This is a genomic window from Saccharicrinis aurantiacus, from assembly GCF_001660705.2.
GTDB classification, from domain to species: Bacteria; Bacteroidota; Bacteroidia; order Bacteroidales; family Marinilabiliaceae; genus Saccharicrinis; species Saccharicrinis aurantiacus.
Genome location: NZ_LYBV02000027.1, coordinates 94,183 through 120,039, shown reverse-complemented (window position 1 = coordinate 120,039; position 25,857 = coordinate 94,183). Strand labels below are relative to the sequence as shown.

Annotated in this window: 21 protein-coding genes; 13 read left to right on the top strand and 8 right to left on the bottom strand. The window is 35.7% G+C overall.

Annotated elements, in window-relative coordinates:
* Positions 1-20: 20 nt before the first annotated feature.
* The 5 genes from A8B35_RS11940 to A8B35_RS11920 are packed head-to-tail and all read right to left on the bottom strand — an operon-like array spanning position 21 to position 4,269.
* A complete protein-coding gene (locus tag A8B35_RS11940; protein WP_075603000.1) occupies positions 21-1,136 on the bottom strand; it encodes an AMP-binding protein in 1,116 nt (371 codons plus the stop codon).
* Positions 1,121-2,164 (bottom strand): enolase C-terminal domain-like protein, encoded by a 1,044-nt coding sequence (locus A8B35_RS11935; RefSeq protein ID WP_075602999.1) that lies wholly within the window; start codon positions 2,162-2,164, stop codon positions 1,121-1,123. The genes A8B35_RS11940 and A8B35_RS11935 overlap by 16 nt, the downstream gene beginning before the upstream one ends.
* A 20-nt stretch (positions 2,165-2,184) precedes the next feature.
* Complete coding sequence (locus A8B35_RS11930; protein ID WP_075602998.1) at positions 2,185-2,721, bottom strand: GNAT family N-acetyltransferase; 537 nt, start codon at positions 2,719-2,721, stop codon at positions 2,185-2,187.
* Between the two features lie 27 nt (positions 2,722-2,748).
* Complete coding sequence (locus A8B35_RS11925) at positions 2,749-3,651, bottom strand: 1,4-dihydroxy-2-naphthoate polyprenyltransferase (protein WP_075602997.1); 903 nt, start codon at positions 3,649-3,651, stop codon at positions 2,749-2,751.
* 39 nt (positions 3,652-3,690) lie between these two features.
* The gene (locus A8B35_RS11920; protein WP_075602996.1) at positions 3,691-4,269 is read right to left on the bottom strand and encodes a DJ-1/PfpI family protein; all 579 of its coding nucleotides are present in this window, start codon (positions 4,267-4,269) and stop codon (positions 3,691-3,693) included.
* A gap of 346 nt (positions 4,270-4,615) precedes the next feature.
* Here A8B35_RS11920 and A8B35_RS11915 point away from each other — a divergent pair, with 346 nt between their 5' ends.
* The 5 genes from A8B35_RS11915 to A8B35_RS11895 all read left to right on the top strand — a co-directional run bounded on the left by A8B35_RS11915 (position 4,616) and on the right by A8B35_RS11895 (position 10,603).
* Positions 4,616-5,080: a pyridoxamine 5'-phosphate oxidase family protein gene (locus A8B35_RS11915; protein ID WP_075602995.1), complete on the top strand. Its 465-nt coding sequence runs from the start codon at positions 4,616-4,618 to the stop codon at positions 5,078-5,080.
* 27 nt (positions 5,081-5,107) lie between these two features.
* Positions 5,108-6,586: an ArnT family glycosyltransferase gene (locus A8B35_RS11910; protein ID WP_075602994.1), complete on the top strand. Its 1,479-nt coding sequence runs from the start codon at positions 5,108-5,110 to the stop codon at positions 6,584-6,586.
* Between the two features lie 126 nt (positions 6,587-6,712).
* Complete coding sequence (gene era, locus A8B35_RS11905; RefSeq protein WP_075602993.1) at positions 6,713-7,597, top strand: GTPase Era; 885 nt, start codon at positions 6,713-6,715, stop codon at positions 7,595-7,597.
* 221 nt (positions 7,598-7,818) lie between these two features.
* Complete coding sequence (gene der / locus A8B35_RS11900; protein ID WP_075602992.1) at positions 7,819-9,123, top strand: ribosome biogenesis GTPase Der; 1,305 nt, start codon at positions 7,819-7,821, stop codon at positions 9,121-9,123.
* Positions 9,124-9,643: 520 nt separating this feature from the next.
* Positions 9,644-10,603, top strand: coding sequence for a sugar kinase (locus A8B35_RS11895; protein WP_075602991.1), 960 nt, complete (start codon positions 9,644-9,646; stop codon positions 10,601-10,603).
* A gap of 850 nt (positions 10,604-11,453) precedes the next feature.
* Here the strand turns inward: A8B35_RS11895 and A8B35_RS11890 are convergent.
* Positions 11,454-12,428: a helix-turn-helix domain-containing protein gene (locus A8B35_RS11890; RefSeq protein ID WP_083634431.1), complete on the bottom strand. Its 975-nt coding sequence runs from the start codon at positions 12,426-12,428 to the stop codon at positions 11,454-11,456.
* Between the two features lie 179 nt (positions 12,429-12,607).
* Here A8B35_RS11890 and A8B35_RS11885 point away from each other — a divergent pair, with 179 nt between their 5' ends.
* The 7 genes from A8B35_RS11885 to A8B35_RS11855 all read left to right on the top strand — a co-directional run bounded on the left by A8B35_RS11885 (position 12,608) and on the right by A8B35_RS11855 (position 23,350).
* Positions 12,608-13,054 (top strand): hypothetical protein, encoded by a 447-nt coding sequence (locus tag A8B35_RS11885; RefSeq protein ID WP_075602989.1) that lies wholly within the window; start codon positions 12,608-12,610, stop codon positions 13,052-13,054.
* Positions 13,036-13,815 (top strand): BamA/TamA family outer membrane protein, encoded by a 780-nt coding sequence (locus A8B35_RS11880; protein WP_075602988.1) that lies wholly within the window; start codon positions 13,036-13,038, stop codon positions 13,813-13,815. The genes A8B35_RS11885 and A8B35_RS11880 overlap by 19 nt, the downstream gene beginning before the upstream one ends.
* A 66-nt stretch (positions 13,816-13,881) precedes the next feature.
* Positions 13,882-15,186: a serine hydrolase domain-containing protein gene (locus A8B35_RS11875; RefSeq protein ID WP_083634430.1), complete on the top strand. Its 1,305-nt coding sequence runs from the start codon at positions 13,882-13,884 to the stop codon at positions 15,184-15,186.
* A gap of 654 nt (positions 15,187-15,840) precedes the next feature.
* Positions 15,841-16,872, top strand: a complete 1,032-nt coding sequence (locus A8B35_RS11870) for a hypothetical protein (RefSeq protein ID WP_075602986.1) — start codon at positions 15,841-15,843, stop codon at positions 16,870-16,872.
* 127 nt (positions 16,873-16,999) lie between these two features.
* A complete protein-coding gene (locus A8B35_RS11865) occupies positions 17,000-18,100 on the top strand; it encodes a DNA alkylation repair protein (protein ID WP_075602985.1) in 1,101 nt (366 codons plus the stop codon).
* Between the two features lie 219 nt (positions 18,101-18,319).
* Positions 18,320-20,539, top strand: coding sequence for an alpha-galactosidase (locus A8B35_RS11860; RefSeq protein WP_075602984.1), 2,220 nt, complete (start codon positions 18,320-18,322; stop codon positions 20,537-20,539).
* A gap of 9 nt (positions 20,540-20,548) precedes the next feature.
* Complete coding sequence (locus A8B35_RS11855; RefSeq protein WP_075602983.1) at positions 20,549-23,350, top strand: glycoside hydrolase family 2 protein; 2,802 nt, start codon at positions 20,549-20,551, stop codon at positions 23,348-23,350.
* A 100-nt stretch (positions 23,351-23,450) separates the two neighbouring features.
* On the opposite strand, the gene A8B35_RS11850 is transcribed toward A8B35_RS11855, so the two are convergent.
* Positions 23,451-24,371, bottom strand: coding sequence for a LysR family transcriptional regulator (locus A8B35_RS11850; RefSeq protein WP_075602982.1), 921 nt, complete (start codon positions 24,369-24,371; stop codon positions 23,451-23,453).
* Positions 24,372-24,468: 97 nt separating this feature from the next.
* On the opposite strand from A8B35_RS11850, the gene A8B35_RS11845 reads away from it, so the two are divergent.
* On the top strand, positions 24,469-25,587 hold the full coding sequence (locus A8B35_RS11845) for an NADH:flavin oxidoreductase (protein ID WP_075602981.1): 1,119 nt from the start codon (positions 24,469-24,471) through the stop codon (positions 25,585-25,587).
* 58 nt (positions 25,588-25,645) lie between these two features.
* On the opposite strand, the gene A8B35_RS11840 is transcribed toward A8B35_RS11845, so the two are convergent.
* The gene (locus A8B35_RS11840) at positions 25,646-25,825 is read right to left on the bottom strand and encodes a hypothetical protein (RefSeq protein ID WP_075602980.1); all 180 of its coding nucleotides are present in this window, start codon (positions 25,823-25,825) and stop codon (positions 25,646-25,648) included.
* Between the last annotated feature and the right edge of the window lie 32 nt (positions 25,826-25,857).

The following is a 25,857-nucleotide window of genomic DNA, read 5'->3' as shown; positions in this document are numbered from 1 at the left end:
TCCCAAAGAAAAATAAAATATCAAGGTTTAAATATGATTTTTTTCATGATACATTGGGCATCCGCCTTAGCGATTAAGCCTTTTAAGCAGGCTCTTTTAACCTTTTCAGTTTCTGTAAGAGGAAGTTGAGAAAGGAGTATTGCCTTTCGAGGCATCTCGTATTTAGTTAGTTTAGTATTTCTGAAAATATCAGATAGTTTAGCTTTTGTTAAAGTAGGATCCGTATAAACCAATACCAACTCCTCCCCCAATAAATCATTTGGCAGACTAGATATTACAAACGGTGTTTTTAAATGAGCCACAATTTTAGCTTCTAGCTTTTCGGGCACCAGTTTAATACCGCCCGTATTTATAACATTGTCGTACCTACCTATAAATGAAAAAGAAGTTTGTGAATTCAATTGGACTATATCATTGGTAACAATCTTCTCAGAAACTACATCAGGTGCATCAATACACAAACACTCTCGTTCATCGCTTGAAAACGAAACCCCCTTTAGGGCTAAAAAACTGCTTTCGCTGATATTTTTTAATGCGATGTGCGAAACCGTTTCCGTCATTCCATAGGTTTCATAAAATGCTGTTTGTTTAAGCCGTAATTGTTCTTTATAGATATCAGAAATAGCACCTCCACCAATAATAATGGTATCAACAGGCCACTCTCCCTTGACTGTTTGTAAAGCATTGATAACTTGCATAGGTACCAAAGGAGCAAAATTCACATGCTGCTTTAATTCGGCAATCGGGTTAGAGCAAGGTGCCATACCAATAATATTTAAGCGCCCCACAAAGGCTCGCACCAACATCATTTTACCGGCTATATAATTTGCTGATAAGGGCAACGAGGCTGTATCTCCTGGCTCCAAATTAAAGTATGCGATGGTTTTTTCTGCCGAAGCCACCATATGTTTCTTTTGTATTTGAATTTCTTTGGGCGTTCCGGTTGAGCCTGATGTTTGGGCAACAATAGTATCATCAGATGAGAGCCAATCTAAACAAAATTGATATATCGCTATTTCCCAATCCGCGATACCCTTATCACTTAATTGAGCACTACAATAATCTCTTAAAATCTCACCACTTCGTGTGATTCCTTCCAAAGTTAGGGTATGATATGTATTTATAAATTGCCCCATTTTAGTGATTGATTATAGATTAAAGCACCATCCTCCACCTGCAATGGCGAATCAATATTATTAGAAAAAACTTGTCCTGTTCCGAGGCCTTGTGGCATATTGGTATTCTTACTCGCGGTCCATTGTGCAATGGCATTTAAACCAATATTGCCCTCTAAAGCTGAAGTAGCCCACCAATTAACACTGAATTCTTCGGCTAAAGTCACCCATTCTTCAGAAGCTCTAAAACCTCCTACTAACGACGGCTTTAAAATAATATATTGTGGTTTTATGGTTTCTAATACTTGTCTTTTTTCTTCAACAGTATTTACTCCAATTAACTCCTCATCTAAAGCAATTGGCAAGGGAGTATTGGCACAGAGTTTCGCCATATTAGTCCACTGCCCTGCTTTTATGGGTTGCTCAATAGAATGTAAATCAAGCTCACTCAATATTTGAAGTTTACGTATTGCATCTTCGGGAGAGAAAGCGCCATTGGCATCTACTCTTATTTCAATTTGATTGGGCGAAAATGATTTACGAATTTCTTTTATAAGATTAACCTCATCATCAAAGTTAATTGCACCAACTTTTATCTTAATACATGAAAAACCTTGCTTGAGCTTCTCGCTTAATTGCGATTTCATATATCCAATATCGCCCATCCATATTAAACCATTTATGGCAATTGGCTTTTGTTGCAAGGCGAACGGCGATGCGTATATTAATCTTTTCCCACCGTTTTTCAAATCGAGCAAAGCCATTTCAAGAGCAAAACGTATAGCAGGCCACTCCAATAAACTTTGATGGTAATTACTGGCATAATCATTAATTTGAGCAGCCACTTCGTTGAGTTTATCTTCAATGTTTGGTTTGTCATCAATACTTAGTTTTGGCAGTATTGAACACTCGCCGACTCCAACGATGGCAGAATTATCATTATTCCATATACTCAAATACCAACTATCTTTAGTATGTAAAACACCACGCGAAGTGCCACCTGGTGTATTAAAATGAAATGTATGCTTTTTTATATTTGCTTGTAACATAGTGGTAATCTGAAATTATACTACTTAATATCTTCCTCGGTAATAGCATAAATACAGCTATCAACCCAATTTCCCCTAATTGGTAATATCTTACGATACACACCCTCTTTTATCATACCGCACTTTTCTAAAACACGCTTAGATCTGATATTTTCAGTGGCAAACCCGGCTTCAATTCGGTGAAGATTAAAGTGTGTAAAGCCAAGGTCTATTATTTTCTTTGAAACCTCTGTTGCATATCCTTTACCCCAAAACTTTGGATGAAGTTTATAAAATATCTGCCCTATTCTGAATTTATCATTGGATAAGCTAATTCCTGCCAAGCCAATAAATTCGTCTGTATTGGCAATTCTAATACTCCAAGTATATTTAGACTGCTTGTTTGATCCTTTGGCCTCAACAAAAGGTTTAATATTATTCCTAGTTTCTTCAATATCTTTGGGAATACCAACAGTATTAAACTCATCAACCTCAAATACTGACTGCAAAGCATGAATATCTTCAAGATCATCCCAAATAATCTCAGTGAGTTTTAATCGATCGGTATTAAAGTTCATCTCTTCTAATTTTTATCGCAACGTAAGCTAAAACAACAATCCTACTCCCGACATAATTACCATTAAAAATGTAGCAATGGCTAACTTTTTAAGGTGCGGGTCGAGCAGCGCAGGTTCTTGGTTTTTTACTACAAGGCCAAGGCTTTTAAAAACCAATACGTATGGTAATAAGAATAGCCATTGCCATAAACTCTCAAATTGAGCAAAGCCATAAATAATCATGCAAACCAATGAGGCAATTAATAAAAAGGCATGATACTTCTTACCCCAATTACTACCATTTTTTACAATCAGAGTATTTTTACCAGAATTGCCATCAGAAACTATATCTCTTAAATTATTTAAATTTAAAACTCCGGCACTTAAAAAGCCTACTGCTGAAGCTGGCAATAACAGCCAAATATTAATTCCTCCGGTATGTAAAAAGTAAGTACCTAAAACGCCGGCTAAACCGAAAAATATAAATACAAAAACATCGCCCATGCCGCGATACCCATATGGATTTTTGCCTACGGTATACTTAATAGCCGCAGCAATTGCACCTAAACCTAAGGCAAATAAGCCCCACGCCTTAATGCTCATGGCCTCAAAATTACCCAAAGAAATAAGGTAAACTCCCGAAACAAAAGACAATACTGAAAATACAATTACAGTAACCTTCATCTCGTTAAAAGAGATATTTCCTTTGGCAACCATACGATCCGGACCAACACGCTCTTCGTTATCGGCGCCAGAAACGGCATCGCCATAATCATTGGCCACATTGGATAAAATTTGCAATAATATGGTTGTTATCACAGCCCATAATCCCACTTTCCATTGGTATACGTTGTTATAAGCGGCAATAAAATTGGCCATTAATATGGATGATAAGGCCAAGGGTAAGGTTCGCAATCGAAATGAAGTGATGTAAGATTTTATTTTTGACATTGTGCTTTGTGTTTGAGCCCGCAAAATAAATATTATTATTTAATTAGTTTCAAACCCCATTATTTCCCTAATGTAATTTGCATTTTCTTTAGAGGTGAGCATCTCCAAAAGTATTGAGGCTACATCAACAGCCGTTGAGGGATTCCATGAAGTAATCACCTTACCCTCAACTACAATTGCTTCATTCACTACATTTACGCCTAATGCTTTTAGTTGTGAGTGTCGCGATGTATAGGTTGTTCCTCTTTTACCCTTTAAAATACCACTTTTACCAATGGCCATGCCGCCGGTGCATATTGTAGCAATAATTTTATCCTGCTTGTTGAATTCACGAATCAGGTTTAAGAACTTTTCATCATAGGCCTCGTTGTAAAAGCCAAACTCCTCAAAGCCACCCGGAATAGCCAAGGCATCAAAATCGTCTACGTTTATTTCATCAATCAAATGATCTACAACAAATTTATGGCTAAAAGAACTTTTAACTTCCCTATTAAAACCACAAGAAACCAACTTGGTGGTACCATCTCCATCCACAAGGTTCCATCCCATAACATCAATAAATACACTAGCTTCAAATACTTCAAATCCTCCGGCTAGTAGCAATAATACGTTTTTCATCGTCTTAGTGTTATTTTATTACCCAAATGTATCTCTTTTTTTATCTCCTTTTAAATATTAAGGCTCTTTAAATAATACCTAGTTTAAGGCTTACTCGGATCAACTTGGGCTTAAACTGATTTTTAAGTCATATCCAATTCATACTAAATTCAATAAAAATCGAATTTAATATGAGTTTAGTATGAGTTTAATATGAATTTGGTATGAGTTTACTCCGATTGAGGTTTAAGGCCTTTCCGTCTATGTTAGGTTTTAAATGTATCAATTGCATTAGCACCACAAAGCTCCTTATTTTCAAAATGTCATTTTATAGATATAGTATTATATTTGCGGCAAATTCAATGGCATGAGAAAAAAAGAAAGAGAAATAAAGGATCGGTCCATCATTGATTCTATAATTAAAAATGCACTTATATGCAGAGTGGCTTTTAAGGGTGACGAATATCCTTACCTCGTGCCAATGAATTATGGTTTTGATGGAACAGATATTTTCTTTCACTGCGCCGTAGAGGGGAAAAAGCTTGAAATGATTAGACAAAACAATAAGGTTTGTTTTGAAATTGAGCAGGATTATGAAATAGTTAAAGGCGATGTTTCGTGCGATTGGACCACAAAATACAGATCTGTTATTGGTTATGGAACCATCACAATAATTGAAGACTTTGATCAGAAAATAAATGCTTTAGATATCATCATGCAACAGCATGGTAAAATGGAAAACGCTTATATTGAGCGCGCCGTTAATAAAATGAATGTGCTACAATTAAAGATTGATAGCATAACAGGCAAAGAAGCAGGTAACTGGAATTAAAAAATATAAAAACACAACAAACAACATATGTCAACTTTTAATAAACTTTGTATCGGATTTATAAGTGTTTATATCATTAGGCTAGCGGTTAGCTTAAGTATGGGTATGATGCCTCAGGATGCTTATTACTATTTTTACAGTCAGAATATTGCTTTATCTTATTTTGACCATCCTCCAATGGTAGCTTATTTCTTAAAGGTATTTACCTCAATATTAGGGTCGAGTGTTGTGGCCATTAAGCTGAGTAACTTTTTACTTTCTTTGGGTTCTTTTTTAAGTTTCTATTACCTCGGCAAGTTATTCGTAAGCGAAACTCGCGCTAAGCATAGTGCTATATTATACGGAAGCTCCATTCTGCTTACGGTTTTATCAATGAATACTACGCCAGATGTTCCACTGATATTCTTCTGGACACTTTCTTTAATTGGCTTATATAAAGCCATTTTTGAAGGAAAAGTGTTGCATTGGATTTTATCAGGCTTATTCATCGGAATGTCTTTTGATAGTAAATACACTGCCTTATTTTTATTGGCCTGTTTGGTGCTGTTTTTATTACTATCCAACAAATATCGTAAGTACTTATTCTCGTATCAGTTTTTATTACTATTAATTGTATTTGCAGCTACCGTATCTCCTGTATTCATTTGGAATATTGAACACGACTGGATGTCGTTTAAATTTCAGGGATCGGAAAGAACAGATTCCATCATGAAATTTAAAATACAGCCGCACTACTTTGGCGGTAATATAGGAACGCAAATTATGTTGCTGCTACCTATTTTATTTGTGGGTATGATGGTGGTAATGTATAAACACATTGCCAAGCTTTTTAAAACCTGGAAACTGCCTAATGAGCGGGTTCTATTTTTAATCTGTTTCTCCTTACCTATTATGTTATTCTTTTACGGAATATCTCTAATATATTGGGTAAAATTAAACTGGTTAATGCCAGCTTATATTGCCGGAATTATTTTAACCGGTATTTATATTAAAACAAAATACCTAAAACCCACACTTATCATTTCAATGGTATTACACGTATTGTTGTTATCGCAAATGATTTTCTTTTATGTGCCTATTAAAAGTGATGATACTTGGTTTGGTTGGGAAGAAAGCGCTGCTGCCATCCATAAGGTACAAGAGGCAAACCCTAAGGCTTTTCTATTTTCAGCTGATGATTATAAAACAACAGCCGTTATGAATTACTATTTAGATGAAAAGGTATATGCTCAAAACATAATTGGCGGGAATGCTTTGCATTATATGGTTGTTGATAACGACTTAAGCCATTTGATAGGAAATGATGCCATTTTTATTGATTCAGATAAAAGAATTAAGAACCTCGATAAAAAAGGATCAATACCTGAAAGTATACAAGCGTATTTCGATACGTGTGAAGAATTGGAACCCATTGTAATTAGAGATAGATATGGAAAACCTCAGCGTAAATTTCATCTTTTTAAGTGCACTAACTACAAAGGGGCAAAACAATTAAGCGTTAAATAAATATAAGCTTTTAGGTATATACTGTTTTATAGTGATAATACTAAGTACAGTTTTGTATCTTTGCAGCAAAATTGCATAAGAGGACAGCAAAATAAATTGTCCTGATCATCTAGAAAGTAAAAATATATGAAGCATAAAGCAGGTTTTGTAAACATTGTAGGAAATCCAAACGTAGGTAAGTCTACTTTAACCAACAAGTTAGTTGGCGAACGTTTGTCAATTATTACATCTAAAGCACAAACCACGCGACACAGGATACTGGGTATTGTTAACGAAGAAAACTATCAAATTATCTATTCAGATACTCCCGGTGTACTAAAACCAAATTACAAGCTACAAGAGTCGATGTTAAAATTTTCGCGTACTGCTTTGCAGGATGCCGATGTAATTGTGTACATGACTGATGTAGTTGAGAAAATTGATAAAAACAGTGACTTTTTAAATAGCGTAAAGAAAACAGACGCACCAGTTTTATTAATCATCAATAAAATTGACAAATCAGATCCGCAAGAATTGGATAATTTGGTTGAGCAATGGTCGAAAGAATTGCCTAATGCTGAAATTTTTCCGATGAGTGCATTGCGTGGTTTCAACACGGATAATCTTGATAAACGCATTAAAGAACTTTTACCAGAAGCTGACCCATATTACGATAAAGATCAGTTAACGGATAAACCAACGCGTTTCTTTGTTTCTGAGTTCATCCGCGAAAAAATTCTTTTGTATTACCAAAAAGAAATTCCTTACTCTGTTGAGGTTGAAGTTGAGGAATATAAAGAAACGGCCAAGCGTGTTGATATTCGTGCCGTAATTCACGTTGCACGCGAATCGCAAAAAGGTATTATTATTGGCCATAAAGGTTCGGCTCTTAAAAAGGTAGGAACAGAGGCTCGTAAGGATATAGAGAAATTTATTGAGCAAAAAGTATTTTTACAACTTTACGTTAAGGTAAGTAAAGATTGGAGAGAGAACGACCGTAATCTTCGTAATTTTGGTTACGATCAGAAATAGCTTGATTTAGATTATAGATTGTTAGAGTTTAGACATTAGACAGAATGGTTAATTGCTTTTGTATAAAATTAATTATGAAGAGTTTGTATGAATCATTACTGACAACGGCTAAAAACTAACTAACTATAAAAATATCAACTAATTAATTATCTTTGCACGCATTTTTGCAAAACTTTGCCTTTTAGGCCAGTTTAAATTTGAATTAAGGAAACCAACATATAATGGGAAATATAGCAGCTATAGTAGGAAGACCAAACGTGGGAAAATCGACTTTATTTAATCGATTAACTGAATCGCGTACTGCAATTGTAAACGAAGAAAGTGGTGTTACACGTGACCGCATCTATGGTAAAAGTATTTGGAATGGCGTTGAATTCTCTGTTATTGATACAGGAGGATATGCAATGGGTTCTGACGACTTTTTTGAAGAGGAAATTAGAAAGCAGGTATTAATTGCCATTGAAGAAGCTGATGTTATATTATTTATGCTTGATGTAGTTACGGGTATTACTGACTACGATGAGATGGTTGCTGACCTATTACGCAGAAGTAATAAAAAAGTAATTATGGTGGCCAACAAAGTGGATAACCATGATAGACTTGCTGAGGCTAGTTACTTTTATGCTTTAGGATTAGACGAAATGTTCCCTATTTCTTCAATTAATGGTTCGGGTTCTGGTGAGTTACTCGATCGCCTTATTGAGGTTTTCCCAAGTAAAGAGAGTATTGAAACTTTAGATATTCCTCGTTTTGCTGTTGTAGGACGTCCTAATGCAGGAAAATCATCTATTGTAAATGCTTTTATTGGCGAGGAAAGAAACATTGTAACACCGATATCAGGAACTACTCGTGATTCGATTTATACACGTTACAATAAATTTGGTCATGACTTTTATTTAGTAGATACAGCAGGAGTTCGTAAAAAATCAAAGGTGAGCGAGGATTTAGAATTCTACTCGGTAATGCGTGCCATACGTGCCATTGAAAACTCTGACGTATGTATTCTAATGATTGATGCCACACGCGGTGTTGAAAGTCAGGATCAGAAGATATTTCAACTGATACAAAAAAATAACAAAGGTTTAGTTGTAGTAATTAACAAGTGGGATTTGGTTGAAAAAGATACCATGACTACTAAGAAGTTTGAAGAAGCTATTAAAGAAAAGTTTGCTCCTTTTACTGATTTCCCAATTGTATTTACATCGGTTATTACCAAGCAACGTATACATAAGGTTATTGAAATGGCAGAGGCCGTTTACAGCAATAAAACGCGCAAAATACCTACTGCAAAACTTAACGAAGCCATGCAAGATGTTGTTAGCGCTAACCCACCGCCATCAACAAAAGGTAAGTATATAAAAATTAAATACATTATGCAGTTGCCAACCAATACACCTTCGTTTGCATTTTTCTGCAACTTACCGCAGTATGTACGCGATCCGTATAAGCGTTTTCTTGAAAACAAGCTACGTAAACTATACGATTTTAACGGTGTACCAGTGCATGTTTATATGCGTAAAAAATAGTATTATTTCATGTTATAATATCTCAAAGGCCCTTTATAGGGCCTTTTTTGATTTAAATGATATCAGTCATTCTAAAATTATAGAGTGAAGCACGTTTTTATTAGTTGAAATATCCATTTAATCATTTCGCCAGATTATTGGTGTAAATAATCCGTAATTACTTATCTTGTAACCTGTTTTAAAAAGGCTATTATCCACCATTAATAGTGTTACTTATAACAAACGGAATATCCTTATTATTCCCTTAAGGTTGGAAAAGCAAGCTTCCGATAACCTTAACTTACTGGATGAACAAGTATTATGGAAAACCTTAAAGCTGAATCTCATTTTAGGTATTTCTGTAATCACTTCTAGCAGCATTTGAAATGCTAATGACTCTGTTTCACTGCCAACTTAATGCAGTTAAATAAACAAGCACCCTTATATAAGATCCAGCAAGTTGAAACCTCAAATAATTTTAATAAAACTATAAACTAATACAAGGTACCCCATTGGGTATCTTATAAAAGGTAACTTAATTATGAATAAGAATTTTGAAGTTATAACATTCGGAGAGTCAATGGTTCTATTTAGTCCTGGTGACAAAGGACCTTTGCGACACATACATAATTTTACAAAATCAATTGCTGGTGCCGAGTCTAATGTTGCGGTGGCCTTGGCCCGACTAGGTCATAAGGTGGGTTGGTTTTCAAAGGTTGGCGATGATGAATTTGGCAGATACCTTGAGTTCATGATTAGAGGCGAGGGTGTGGATGTTTCGCAACTTAGAGTGGATAAGGAACACCAAACCGGACTTTTATTTAAGGAGCTATTTGAACATGTGAACCCCAATGTATACTACTATAGAAAAAACTCAGCAGCTAGTTTCCTAAAGCCTTCTGATATAGATAAGGCATATATACAGAGTGCCAAAATTCTGCATATAACCGGCATTACCCCAGCCATTAGTAAATCGGCCAAAGAGGCCACATTTGAAGCCATCAGAATTGCCAAAGAAGCGGGTGTTAAGGTTTCTTTTGACCCAAATATTCGTTTAAAACTATGGTCGCTTGAGGAAGCCAAGGAAACCATACTTGAGATTTGCCAACATGTAGATATACTTTTCCCAGGCATTGACGAATCGGAAATACTACTTGGCACAACAGATACTGAAGAAATATTTAAAAGCTTCCATGCCATGGGTATTGGCGAAATAGCGCTTAAACTTGGCAAAAAGGGTTGCATGGTATCTGATGGCAAGGTAGCTGAATTTATTGCTGGCTACACCGTTGAAAAACTTGAAGATACCGTAGGTGCCGGCGACGGCTTTGCTGCGGGATATTTAAGTAGCCGATTAAAAGGACATACCATAGAGGAAGCGGGCGATTATGCCAATGGTGTTGGCGCTATGGCTACGCTTGTGAGAGGAGATAGCGAGGGTTTCCCTACATTTCAACAACTACAGGCCTTTACAGGAAAAATAGAATCTATTGATCGATGATTGATTAGATTTTAAATCACTGGTGCTAGACAGAATATTGGCTAGCACTAGTGGTTTATTAATAGGCCTGAGGTATTTATTTAGAGGTGTGTATATGGGTAGTGTAGATTTTCAAGGTACTATATCTTGCTATCTGAAGCTAAGCTTGTGTCATTTGCTCGAATAATCAAGACATCTGGAGTGTTTGGTTTTAACCTTGAAACCGATTTGGAAGCGTATGGTTTAGACTTACTTTTTACCCCTCTACTACTATACGAAGCAATCCTCTTTAACAGATAACAAGCATTGTGTATTAAAAATGCGTAGCAATGAATATTTAGAAAGCTATTCAACGGTTTCTAAAAGCATTAATACGTACAGGAACTCCATTATGCAGGGGTATGATCGTGAGCTTATCGCACGAAAAACGCTTTCATTTATCTATCAAGGCATTTTGTGCGCCTTGTACAAAAGTATCAACATCTCGACGCTTATGAATCTGGCAGCTTAAGTCTCCTGGTTAATGGAAACAGTTTCTTACTTAGTGATTATACGCTTACAGCAAACAGAAAGATCAAATACCTATCCAAAGAAGTGATCCCATTCAGCGAACCACTTGATGTGAATAGCACCATTCATAACGTTTATAAACGTTATATGAAAAGTAGTGCTGAACCGCTTAATATTCGCATTTATATTCAGTACAATAATTTAAAAGGGCCATTGTCAAGCAAGATGCACAAGCAGAGGAAGTATTTGAGCAATTATCCTTTCCGCAAAGGCTAATCACCCAACTGCTTAAGAATGATCAAATAGCGGAGCTATATTGTTATTTGGAGTAGCAATATAAGCTTGTATACCTATTATCGAATTAAACAGGTATTACATCACTAGGGTTAACTCCTTTTACTTTTTTAAACATCTGCGAAAATTTAGAAATATTATTATAGCCTAAATCAAAACTCACTTCTGTAACCGAAAATTTACCTGTTTTTAGCCTCCTAAACGCTTCATCCATTTTTAACTGTGCATAAAACTGATAAACAGTAGTATTAAACATCGCCCTAAAGTCTCGGTTTAATTTCGATATGCTAATTCCATAGATACTGGCAATATCTTCAACTAAAATTTTTCCTTCTATATCAGATATTAATTGGTGTTTTATTTTTATTAAACGTTCGTAATCGTCTATATGCAAGCCATGAAGTTTTTCTCCTTTATTTAGCTTACTAACTGATTGTATTAAAAGAGTAAATAGCTCAAGAGATCTTGCCCAAACCATCGAGTTTTTTCCAAACTCTTGTTCTTTATAGTAAAAAATATCTTTGGTTAAGGATTCCAACTCCTTAGGTATTTCAGTATGGTAAGTAATGGGCTGATTGCTACCAAACAATAATTCTATAATACCCTTAGCCTCTGGCATTAATTTATAAATAAAAGATTTTGTGGTTCTAAACCTTACAACACTATAGGGTACACCCTCGGGATGTTCTGTTTTCATTGGAAATAATCCATTATACAAAAATATTCCATTAGGAGTATTTGCTTCTAGGTATGTTTTTTCATTATTAAAGTGCTGTATGTATTTGCCCTCTAATGCAAGTGAAAAATATAATTGTTCTGGGTTATCATCGGCCATCCTCTCTTGAATTATCAATCTATCTACCACGGCATCAACAACCAAAACCTCAAAATTAGGATCTATACAAAAGGCTCGTGCATCTATTTTAATTTTGCCCTTATCGAGAAAATACTCCGTATCGGTGTACTCCCCTCCTAATAACTCTTTCAAAGCCTTAAAATAATTTACCGACTTACCTTCTAAAACCTTAAAGCTATTCATCATATAGTATTTATAAAGCTTACTTAATTATTTAAAAGTAAGAGATAAAATGTAAGAAAAAAATTGACGTAAGATAAATATGAACATTCTGGGCTTTTTAATGAACATTCTGGGATAAGTATAAGATTATTTTCATAATAGTTTTGCATGGTAAGAAATAGTTACCTATTGAATTATTGAATATGAATAAGATCATTACCATATTAGTTTGCTTGTTATTATGGCCAAACATTTCAAAATCTCAAAACAATACAACTATTGTTTCTGATGCAAATAACAATGTAACTCAAAAAAAAGTTGATTGGGACATGTCGCTTACCTTTAAAACTAAGAATGTTTTTAGAGGATTACTACCTTCTCCTGCCCCAGCTTTTTCTATGACAGGAAATGTAACTTGGAATAATTGGTTAATCGGTGTGTACGGAGGATCTGGCATTGATGGATACTATCAGGAAACCGATTTTATTATAGGATATCATAAGCCACGATATAATATTCATTTAGAATACTATTATAACTATACGGTAGGTATAACAGATATTCCAAACCCTAGTGGGATATTCGATTTTAATAAACATTTGATGAAGCTGATTTGTACGATGGAGAACAAATGGAGTTTAATTTTATAAGGGCACATCAAACTGCTCTAAAACAAATAAAACCCTCTTTATATGTTGGTGGAGGAATTCATTTCGATCGTTTTTCTAACATCGATGATCAAATGTTAGATATTGAAAATAATGTATATACAAACCACTATACCTATAGTTTTAAGCACGGTTTTGATCCCACAGGATACGACCTAGTAGGTGTATCAGCAAGTGCAATTTATGATACTCGTGATAATATGGCTAACCCTTATACTGGGCGTTTTGCAAATATATCTTATAAATACAATGCTGATTTTCTAGGTAGCGATGTAGGTTCATCTACATTATGGATGGAATACCGAGATTATTTTAGCGTAAGTAACAGCGTAGCCCGTAATGTAATTGCCGTTTGGACCTATGCTAATGTTACTACCCACGGAAATTTACCCTATATGCTATTACCATCAACAGCTTGGGATCAAATGGGACGCTCGGGGCGTGGTTATGCACAAGGTCGTTGGAGAGGTGATGATATGTTTTATGCCGAAGCCGAATATAGATTCAGACTTCCTATATTAGCAAATAACCCAGACCTATTTGGCGGAGTTATATTTGCAAATGCAACATCAGCTTCTGCTCGCGATGCCAATGTAGGCCTCTTTGATAACTGGGCTGGAGCAGCAGGTGTAGGCTTACGTATTCAAATTCAAAAACAAACACGAACTAACCTAGGTATAGATTACGGATGGAACCATAACGGAACCGGAGCACTATACTTGAACCTTACAGAATATTTTTAATTTACATATTAACTGACTTGTACATCCTATTTATCAGATTACAAAGAGTCACAAATTTACATAGATATGAAACGTATAAACTTGAAAGTACTATTTACAATGATAACGATGCTTGTGTTATCTATAAACATGAATGCTCAACAACCAGACCCAGTGCAAAAAGCACTTGATGGTTGGTCTGCCGATGAAACTTTAGATTTCATCCGTAACTTTAAGGTAACTGACTTAACAACAGCTAAACCAGCAGCCCTTTGGTATCATGCGCACGCTTCGCAAACCAATAAAACGGCAATTATGCTAAGACGTCAGCCTATAATGGAATTAACCGAGTCTAAATTACCTGAGATTGGTAAAATTGAAGCAGAAACAAACTTAGGTACTCTTTCACTTAACGATTACTTGGTGCATCCTCAAAGTTTTGCACAAGGTTTTGTGGTACTACATAAAGGAGAAGTAGCTTATGAATCATACCCTGGTATGGATGACCTTGACACTCACTTCTGGGCATCTGTAACTAAAGTATTATCTTCTTTAGCTGTTGATTTACTTATAGAAGATGGTTTAATTGACCAAAACGAAACTTTAGGTAAATATGTTCCAGACTTTAAAGGTTCTGCATGGGAAAACATTAAAATTATTGATGCATTAGATATGTCAACAGGTTTAGATGCATTAGATAATGCTTCACAATTCGCCAATCCAAAGTCGGTTACTTCTCGTATGTTTAGAGCCGAATTAGGCGAAGAAACAAAAGGAAAAGTAGAGTACATGCTTGATGTGATGCTTGATGCTAAACCTGTTGCTGAGTCAGGAAAGCATTATGCATACTCTTCTGTTGCTACACAATCACTAGTATTCTTGGTTGAAGCGGTTAGTGGTAAAAGTTGGTCCGATTTCTTTGATGAACGCGTTTGGTCAAAAATGGGTGTTGAAGGTCCACTACAAATGCACTTATCGCCTGATGGCATCGCTATCGTTCATGGTCCAGCCTCATCTAACCTTAGAGATTTAGCGCGTATTGGTATGCTTTATACACCTAGTTGGAGTAAAATATCAACCGAAAGAATAGTATCACCTGATATGTTAGATAGAATTATGAATTCTCCTAGAGATAAAGATTTTTATCTTGGTGGCGAAGCTGGTTCGGGTGAGCGTTTTATGGATCGCCTTGGAGATAAAACCGTAAGAACTGCTGCACGCCAATGGGATGCTATTTTCGAAGATGGTGACTTCTTTAAATCAGGTTTAAATAGTCAAGGACTGTATGTTTCACCTGATAAAGATTTAGTAATTGCATTTTTCTCAACAGAACCAACACATCGTATTCAGAAATATTTAAGACAAATTGCCACATCTGGTCTATTTGATTAATAACTAAAAATTAAACAAGGGCAGCTCTTACAAAAGGAGTTGCCTTCGTTTTAGGTTTATCGTATTGCTTATTTATTGAGGTCTATATAATAAAGTTTGAAATATTATATCACCATCTTCAAGAACATCAACTAAGTCAGATAGTGAGAGGGGGAGTAGTATTTTTGGTAAACAGTACTCTAAAAGCAGTTTTAACTAGTCTTTAAGAGCAGTTTTTTGCTGATGCATAGCCTCTTTTTGCTAATTCAGAGCATCAGTATGGTCAAATAATCAAAAAAGGATGGTATTTTATGGGTGACTCGCACTCTTGTAGTGGGTAAAACTGCTATTTATGTGCATTATTTTACTCGTGCAATGCGATATTTTGCTCGTGCACATAAAAAAAGTCCCATTGCAGGGGGCAAACCTACTCGGGGACTAGTAAAATTAAGGGTTTCAGAAATTAGTCGTTTAAATATTTCTCTTTTCTATCTGGGTTTTCCCAAAATTTCAAAAACACTTTTAAACTTTATATCTCATTCAGTCTTTTATAGATGAAACACAGTTTAAAATTATCTCAAACATTATTACAAGAGTAAACCCTAAACAATACAAACCTTTTTAATAATTGCGCGTACAAACGGTATCAAAACAAAATAATACTTCCTAAAGAAAATGAACACCGCATTAATAGAGTTTAATGGCTTTCATGATGAATGCTTGCACTCACAAGTTGATTTTTTAAAAACATCGAAAAAAAACAAGGTTTTTTTAATTTGCAATTACAGACTTAAAGATAGAATCAACTATTGGGACAAAATAGATGATGTACTTTTTTTAGGAAGTAATCAGTGGGGAATTGGCTATATCAAAATCGTTCAATTTTTACGAAAGCATAACATCAGCCGATGTGTTTTTAATTCAATACACCACCCAAGTGCCAAACGATTATTAAATATAGCTTCAAGCAAACGGAAGTATTTTGGCATTGTGCATGATAGAAATGAGTTGCTAAGAAAGAACAATAGAAAGGTGAATGGTTACCTATTTTTAAATGACTATTTATTAAATGGCATCGATAGCTTTGTTAAACCAAATGTAAAAACAAACTCATACTACCCCATATTTTTTCAAGACTCTAGACTTTTAAATATTAAAAAAGCAAGTGAGGAAATTTGGATTGCGATACCTGGTAAAATGCAACAAAACCGAAGAGATTATAATACGCTACTTCATTCATTTAAAAATGGTACGTTAAATAAAAACATCAAACTTATCTTTCTTGGGCAAAGTATTTTTAAGAATGACCATGGTCAGGATATTAGAAAAGAATTTGAGAAATACGATGCAAATAACAATTGCATCTTTTGGGATAAATACATCAACCCAAATACTTTTGATACATACATGAAAATGAGTGATTTTGTTTTACCACTCATTCATACCGACCATTCAACTTCTAAAACGTATCAAGATAAAATATCAGGTTCGTTTAACTTGGCCTTTGGCTTTAATAAGCCCCTAATAATGGATTCTTTTTTTAAGCAATTTAACGACTTTAGAGATAATGGTCTTTTCTATAATTGCGAGGGTGATTTAGTCAGCCAAATTAATAAGTTAGTTGAGAGCAAACCCGATAACTTATATAAGGATACGAAATGGACTTATAAATACCAATGCAAAAACTATTTAGAGTTTATTGAATAAAAATTAAAAGCTCATTATAATAATACAAAGGGAATATTCATTAGGATATTCCCTCTTTTTTGCTGTAACTTTAAACTAAATTCCACAAGTATCCTATGTGATATATCTTACAATTTAATCTCAAATTATGGCTGAGCTTTTTAAAAACATCTACACAAAAGATTTATTTAACGACTTTACCAATGCAGTAAAAAAACTATCTCCAACCTTCAATAGCAATGCTTTCATAAAGGATGTTTTCACAAAAGAGTGGGAAAATATGGAATTAAAACAGCGCATGCGTCATACTACATTAACACTTGGAAAGCAATTGCCTAATAACTTTAAAGCAAACGCCAATTTGCTTACCGATATCATTCCCCTACTTGATCAGAATGAAGCACATCGTTTGGCTTATATTTTTCTTCCTGATTTTATCGAGATATATGGCATCAATGATTTTGACTTATCAATGAAAGCTTTTGAAAAGATAACCACTTTTATTAGTTGCGAATTTGCAGTTAGGCCTTTCATTATTAATGATCAGGATAGAATGCTTAAGCAAATGTTACAATGGTCGAAGAACGAAAACCCCTTTGTTAGGCGTTTGGCTACTGAAGGGTGCCGACCACGTTTACCATGGGCCATGGCACTCCCTACCTTAAAAAAAGACCCCTCGCCCATTCTTCCTATTTTAGAGAATTTAAGAACCGATGATACTGACTTTGTTCGTTTAAGCGTGGCTAACAACCTAAACGATATTTCAAAGGACAATCCTGAATTAATAATTAAAATAGCGAAAGCCTGGCTGGGAAAAACAAAAGAAACCGACGCTTTAATTAAACACGCTTGTCGCACGCTTTTAAAGCAAGGCCTCCCTGAAGTGATGACACTATTTGGATTTGGTAGTATTGAGCATATAGCATTTAATAACTTCAAAGTTGTTACTCCAGAAGTGAAGATTGGTGGGTATTTAGAGTTTCAATTTCAATTGGTGAACAAGAGCAATGCGAAATCAAAAATACGTTTGGAGTATGCGGTGTATTATCAAAAGGCGAATGGCACACTCTCAAAAAAAGTATATAAGATTAGCGAAAAGGTTTATGCCCCGAATTCAGAAACCATGATAAACAGAAAACAACCTTTTAAATTAATTACCACACGTAAATTCCATTTAGGCTTGCATCAAGTGGCGGTTATTGTAAATGGAACTGAATTTGAAAAGATCGATTTTAATCTCTCAAAGTAAGAAGGCAAGCAACATTCCTTTTAACGCTTCATCACAGAATTTGATTTAACAAAATTCATTATTTCATATGTTGTTTATAAAAATTCATGAAAGCATAAGCTTTGCACTTTAGATTACAATCATTCGCTAGCTTATAGCCGAGTTAACATTACAATAGGTATTATTTTTGATTCTGATGCAACACACATTGTACAATTAAATCAAAAGTATAATACTATTATGAACACTAATAAAAATTCCGCTTGTAAACTAAAGCAATTACTCCTAGTTATAGTTCTTGTTTTCAGCAACATTACAACCAATGCAACCATCATCCCTATCCACACAAAAGATTTTAGTCTTTTACTTCAAACTGATAATGAAAATAGGTTAATCTTATCTTACTTTGGTGACAGATTAGCCAATAATGATGAATTGAAATACGTTTCAGATATGTTTAATTTTACAGATGAAAATATTGGCATCTGCAACTCAGCATATACCCCATCAGGAACATGGAACTTATCTGAACCTGCCTTGAAGGTGATTCATAGCGACGGTAATAATTCCTTAGAGCTAAAATACGACAGTCACACCATTGATCCACTAACAAACGGTGCCAAACAATACACCATTGTTTTAAAAGACCCAGTTTATCCTATTGAAGTAAAATTATTCTACAAGGTTTTTGAGGCTGAAAACTTAATTGAACAATGGACAGAAATATCTCATAACGAGGATGGTATTTTAAGAATGCAAAAATATGCATCAGCTAATTTATATTTTACAGATAAAGATCCATACCTAAAAAGTTTTCATAACCAATGGGCAATGGAAATGCAGGCCAATAGTCAGCGATTAACGCGGGGAATAAAAACACTTGACTCTAAAATGGGCTCAAGAAATGTGATGCTACAAAGCCAAAGTTTCATTGTATCATTCGGGCATGAAGCGAAAGAAAATACAGGTAAAGTAATGCTTGCTCAATTGGCATGGAGCGGCAATTTTAAAATTGACTTTGAGGTAGATTCATACGATAACCTACGCTTAATTGCAGGCATTAACCCACATGCCTCTGAGTATTATTTAAAACCTAAGGAGGTATTTGAAACCCCTGCATTAATTTATGCCCTATCCAACAACGGAACTGGTGAAGCAAGCAGAAACATGCACAATTGGGCTCGCGAACACAGAGTTCTGGATGGACAAGGAGAGCGCCTCACCTTACTTAATAATTGGGAAGCCACTTACTTTGATTTTAACGAAAAGAAAATCACCAAGCTTTTTAAAGATGCACAAGAAATAGGTGTAGATTTATTTTTATTAGATGATGGCTGGTTCGGTAATAAATACCCACGAAACAATGATGATGCCGGGCTTGGCGACTGGACTGAAAACAAAAAGAAATTGCCACACGGCATTGGTTATTTAATTAAAGAAGCCCACAAAAAAGACATTAAGTTCGGTATTTGGATTGAACCTGAAATGGTAAACCCAGAAAGTGAATTGTATGAAAATCATCCAGACTGGGTTATTAAACAAAGCCAACGTCCGGAGATATACCAACGCGATCAGCTGGTTTTGGATTTAACCAATCCGGAAGTTCAAGATTTTGTTTATGGTGTGGTAGATCGATTATTTACCGACAATCCAGAATTGGCTTTCATTAAATGGGATTGTAACTCTATCATCCACAATGCACATTCTGCTTATTTAGCCAAAGAAAACACACCACAGTCGCACTTGTATATTGATTACACAAAGGGCCTTTACAAAGTATTAGAACGCCTACGAGCCAAATACCCAAAGGTGCCAATGATGCTTTGCGCTGGTGGTGGCGGAAGAGCGGACTATAACTTTTTGCAATATTTCACTGAGTTTTGGGTGAGCGATAATACCGATCCACTAGAAAGGGTATTTCAACAATGGAATTACTCATACTTCTATCCTTCCATTGTAACAGACAACCATGTAACCAATTGGGGTAACCAAAGCTTAAAATACAAGGTTGATGTGGCAAGTATGGGAAAGCTAGGTTTCGACATAGTAGCAAGCGAACTCAGTAAAGATGAACTTACCTTTTGCACAGAAGCCGTTAAAAATTACAATAGTTTCAAGGAAATCATTTGGCATGGTGATCAATACCGTTTGCAAAACCCTTACGATTATGATGTGGCCTCTTTGTTATACACTTCTAAGGAAAAAGACCGCATTATCATGTTCTCTTACTTGGTAAATACACGCGTTCTCTATCATACCAAAACAGAGCCTATAAAACTAAACGGTTTAGATGCCAACAAGCAATACCGAGTTAATGAAATAAACCTATTCCCAAACACATTATCACAAATTAAAAATGAACAGACCTATAGTGGCGACTTTTTAATGAAAGTAGGCCTAAACATACCTGTTGACGAAGATAATCCGAGTGTAGTTTTAGAATTAACAGAAGTAAAATAGCATAAACAAATGAAACAGATAAGCTTATTAATTGCCATTATATTGATGGTAAGTTGCAATATTGATAAAGAACCCGTTGAATTTAAACAACTAAACAATGAGATATCGCTTGATGGCGATTGGACCATGAAAAGTTTTGAGTTTGGAATGGGTACTTGGAGTCCTGCTTGGGGTATTTTTATGGCCTTTCCACCTCCCGAAGTAGATTCATTAACACAGGAAGCCATAACAGTAAAAGTACCCGGAAGTGTACAACACAATTTGGTTGAACTTGGCTTGACTAAAGATCCTTACGTTGGAGATAATGTAAAAGACCTACGCTGGGTTGAGGATAGAGAGTGGTACTTTGTAAAGCAAATTGAAGTACCCAATGATTGGCAAGGCAAAAACATTACACTCGATTGTAATATGATCAACTACAAAGCCGATGTTTGGGTTAATGGGACTTGGTGTGGCGTTACGGTTGGTAACTATCAAGAAATGAAAATTGATGTGAGTAAATGCATTGAAGCAGGTACTTTGAACGACATCATTTTAAGATTACGCGCTCCTGAAAATTCAAATAAAGAAATTAAAAACAATAAATTCTTTGACTGGACAACTGGGGTTGATGGCGACTTACATGAGCGTCCTTGGGTTACACCATCTAATCCACAAGCAGGCGAATACCTAATATCGAAATGTGTATTTGGTTGGGATTGGGGTCCTCATATTGTGCCTATTGGTATTTTGCAGCCCATTAAGTTAGTTGCAAAGGAAGATGCCAAAATTGAAAATATATTTGTTAAAACAAAAAGCATTTCGAGTAATACAGCAAAGCTCGAAGTGGATTTTAACTTCTCAAATAAAGGAACGCGCAAAACAAACTTGTTTGTACAATATCAGATTATTGAAAAAGCTACTGAAGCCATTGTCAAAACCGGTCGTTTTAATGCTTCAGTCCTGGCCAATAGTGACTTCTCTGAAAGCCAAGAAATCAATATAAATGAAGCAAAATTATGGTGGCCTATTCATTATGGCGATCAGAACTTATATCAAATTAAAACTCAAATTAGTGACGAAGCAGGTTTGGTAATTGACAATAGCATAAACCAATTTGGCATCAGAACTATTGAGAAAATTAGAAATGAAGATCCTGAATGGACTAAAGAAAAAGTGCTTCAATTTGACCATGCTATAGATCCTGACTTGGAAGATGGCGAGTACGATTGGACTTTTGTAGTGAACGGGCAAAAAGTATTTGTACAAGGTATGAACACAATACCAATGGATGCCATGTTTGATTTGTCGCCCGAAATTTACGAATATACCCTACGTGCAGCTGCTGAAGCAAACGTTAATATGCTACGTGTTTGGGGCGAAGGTTTATATGAAACAGATACCTTTTATGAGATTTGCGACAGCCTGGGTCTGTTGGTGTGGCAAGATTTCTGGGTAGGTAGTTATGCGCCCTCGCAAGATCAAACAGCCTCATGGGAGGCTGTGCGCACCAACATTATCAGAACGCGCAATCACCCAAGTTTAGTATTGTATTGCGGAGGTAACGAATTTGATGCCAATAGAAAAGATAGAGTAGAGCAAATTAATGAGTTAGACCGATTAATTAAAGAACACGATGGCACCCGAGAATTCCATAAAGCATCGCCGCATGGCGGAAATGTGCATGGCGGAATGGGTATTGTAAATAATCAGGAACGTTCGCAAAGTTATGCTCGTTTTTGTAGCGAGGCAGGGTATCAGCAATCGTGGCCTCCCCTATCTGATATGCTTAAGTTTTTAGATAAGGATCAGCTATTCCCGCTTAAGGAAAACCAGTACTGGCTTTCTGTTCACAACTCATCTGTGGCAAGTTATCCTGAATGGCAAAACGATGTATATGGCATTCCGCAGACCGTGGAAGAGGTGATTCATACTGAAATGATGCACAACATTATTGGATGGCAGGCCCAAATGGAAAATACACGCTTGGCACGATATAAAGTTTCGGGTTGTTTATTTTGGGCGCTGAACGATGTTTGGCCAGCCACATCGTGGTCGATGATTAACTCATATGGAACCTGCAAAAACCATTATTACGCCTTTAAAAGAGCAGCATCACCCTTATTGGTTACCGCATCGCAACAAAATCAGATTGTACTTCCGGGAGAAGCCTATGATATAGACATCAGTGTTATTAACGATGCCTTAGAAGAACACAAAAACCTTAAGGTAGATGTTGCCATTTACTTAGGTCAGAAAGCCGAAAAAGTATATAAAAAGAGTTTTAATGGAGCTGTTGATGCGCATTCGGTTGCAACTATCGGAAAGCTCGATTGGACTATTCCAACTGCAAATAAAGAGCATAACTTTTTGGTGGTATTAAACATGTATAACAAAAACAACGAACTAGTTTCGCACAACGAATATACGTGTATGATTGGTGCTCTAGAAAATAACGAACGCGTAAGTGTTACAGGAGGCTATTTTGGCGAATATCGTAAATGGACTAAAAACAACATTACGGCTCAGCTCAATAATGTGCCCGAAAGTTTAATGCAAGGCGAAGAAAAAGCCTTTACCATAAACTACACCAACAACACTGATAACGTTATTATGGGCTTAGAATCACTAATTATTGATTTACCTATGGGACTTCGTTTTTATTTAGATGATAACTACATCAACCTTTTGCCTGGCGAATCACGAACCTTAAGTGGGAGCTTACAGAATACATCACGTTCTGAGTTGAGTGATATTACAAAGCTAACTTTTCAAACCGACGGATGGAATGTTAAAGTAAATCAGCAAAACTTAGTTCTGAAAACAAAATAATTACCAATAACAAAACAGAAGGCCCCAATATCTATTTAGGACATTGGGGTTTTTCATTTCCACTGGCACGCCCAGTGTATTATATATACTAGTGTAATTTCTAATCGCCATTGGCCTGAATGTTCTTATTCATATCTGACTGAAATATGTTCAGAATCTCTTTTACTTGCGCTTCAAATATAGACTTGTTACGGTAGGCAAGATACAATGTATTTGTGATGGGAGTAGCTCCCTTCCACAACAATTGCAGCTTGCCTTTTTCAATTTCGGTTCTACAGAGGAAGTCTGGCACAATAGCTAATCCACTGCCATAACTTAAACTATTAATGATCGACTTAAAATTAGGAACTATATAATTTGCTCTAAAATCAGGCAACGCCTTAAAGTTGGTCAACCAAAAACGTTTAAAATGCTCATTATCGCTCGATGTGCCATACCACTTGTTTTGTTTCAAAAGCGCAAGTATCTCGGCATTACTACTTTTTGTAATTTCAGATGTAAAAGCAGCTTTATCAATATCCCTACCTCCTATCAACACAATGGTTTCAATGCCAATGGGTACATACTTTACACCTTTAATATCAATTTTTGTTGGCGTAATAACAATATCTATAAGGCCCTTCTCTAAGTCTCTTAATAAGTTCTGATATCCCGAGAAACTACTAATTATATTAAAATCTAAGGTATGAAGATGCCTTTCGAGTATGTGCTGAAATGTTTCAAAACACATCCCAATGTTAATTGTAGGAACCTCCAATTCTGTACTTTTCTGAAAGCGCTTTTCTACCTCTTCTAATTTAGATAATGGCTCGCTAATGGCGTTATATAAAACCTTTCCTTGCTCTGTAGGAATCATTTTTTTTGCCACCCTATCAAAAAGCCTTGACCCTACATAACTTTCTAAGGAACTTAAATGCAGACTTACCCCTGGTTGAGAAATGAATAAGGCCTCGGCTGCTGCTGTCATTGTTTGTGTGTTGTACACCGCTTTAAAAGTACGGTACCATTCTAAATTCACCATATCTATTATAATTATAATACAAATATATGATTTGTATTATTTGTATAGAACTAAATGTTGCAATAATTTTGCGTCAGAAACTTAAGGGATTGTTGTTATGAAGATTTTAGAAGCATCGAAGGTTAGAAATGTAGGTTTAAATAATCGTTTAATTCGTTCGGCATTATGGATGAATATGGCAGATAAAGATGGGCACATTACCCCTAAGCTTTATCAGGTGTATGAAGAGTTATCTAAAGGAGGCGTTGGATTAATCATTACAGGTTACTCAATGGTTGACCCAAATGACAGACCAAACCCTGGCATGATGGGAATTTATGATGATACCTTTATTGATGAACACCGCAAATTGGTAGAAAAGGTGCACTCTAATGGAACGCCTATTGCAATTCAACTGGCCTATGGTGGTTCACAAACCAATCATCCTGATTTTCAGAATACCGAGTTATTTGGCCCCTCTGCTGTTAAAAATCGAGTTACCGGAATTACGCCCAAAGAAATGAGCAAGCAGGATATTCAGCATGTAATAGATAGCTTTACCAACGCATCGGTACGCGCTAAAAAAGCGGGCTACGATGCCGTTGAATTGCACAGTGCACATGGGTATTTGTTAAGCCAGTTTCTAACTCCATTTTGTAACAGACGAGTAGATGAGTATGGGGGAAGCATTGAAAACAGAGCACGTATTACTGTTGAAGTTATTTCCAGTATCCGTAAGGTTGTTGGCAACGACTTTACCATTATGGTAAAAATGAATCATGATGATTATATGGATGAAGGCGAAGGCCTGGTTGTTACTGAAGCCATTGAAGTAGCTAAAATGTTTGAACAGGCTGGTGCCGATATGTTAGAGATCAGTGGTGTGAATGAAACTTCGGGGAAAGGTATTGGGCCGGCACGTACAAAAATTCATAAACCCGAGTTGCAATCTTATTTTTTAGAGCCCACCAAACAAATAGCAAATGCCGTTTCTATTCCTATTATATTAATGGGCGGAAACAGAAACTTTAATCGTTTACAAAGCATTTTGGATGAAAGCAATATTAAATATTTTTCAATTGCGAGGCCTTTGCTTTTTGAACCCGACCTAGTAAATAAATGGAAAAAAGATAAGGAATATAAGCCCCGATGCGTTTCATGTAACGGTTGTTACCGAGAGGGCGAAGTTGGCTGCGTTGTTAAAGAAAAGTTGAGGAATAAAGCTATGCAGAAGTAATTGAATGCTTCAATTACGCATACTATGTATTTAGCTAATAAGCCATTCAGTTAATTCTTTATATAATTCTGCTCTTCACCTCATCGCAAACAGTAATATCAACCTCGTACTGCCACAAAAAGGGTTCTTTTTCATTTTTATTAGATATTCTTATTTGTCCCCAAGGTAAAATAGATACTTCAACAACTGACGTATGCAAAGCATTCTCATAGGCTTTTAAATTCAGGTAGATTATCAATTTTCTCTTTTATCATTACGCTCTATTTTTCC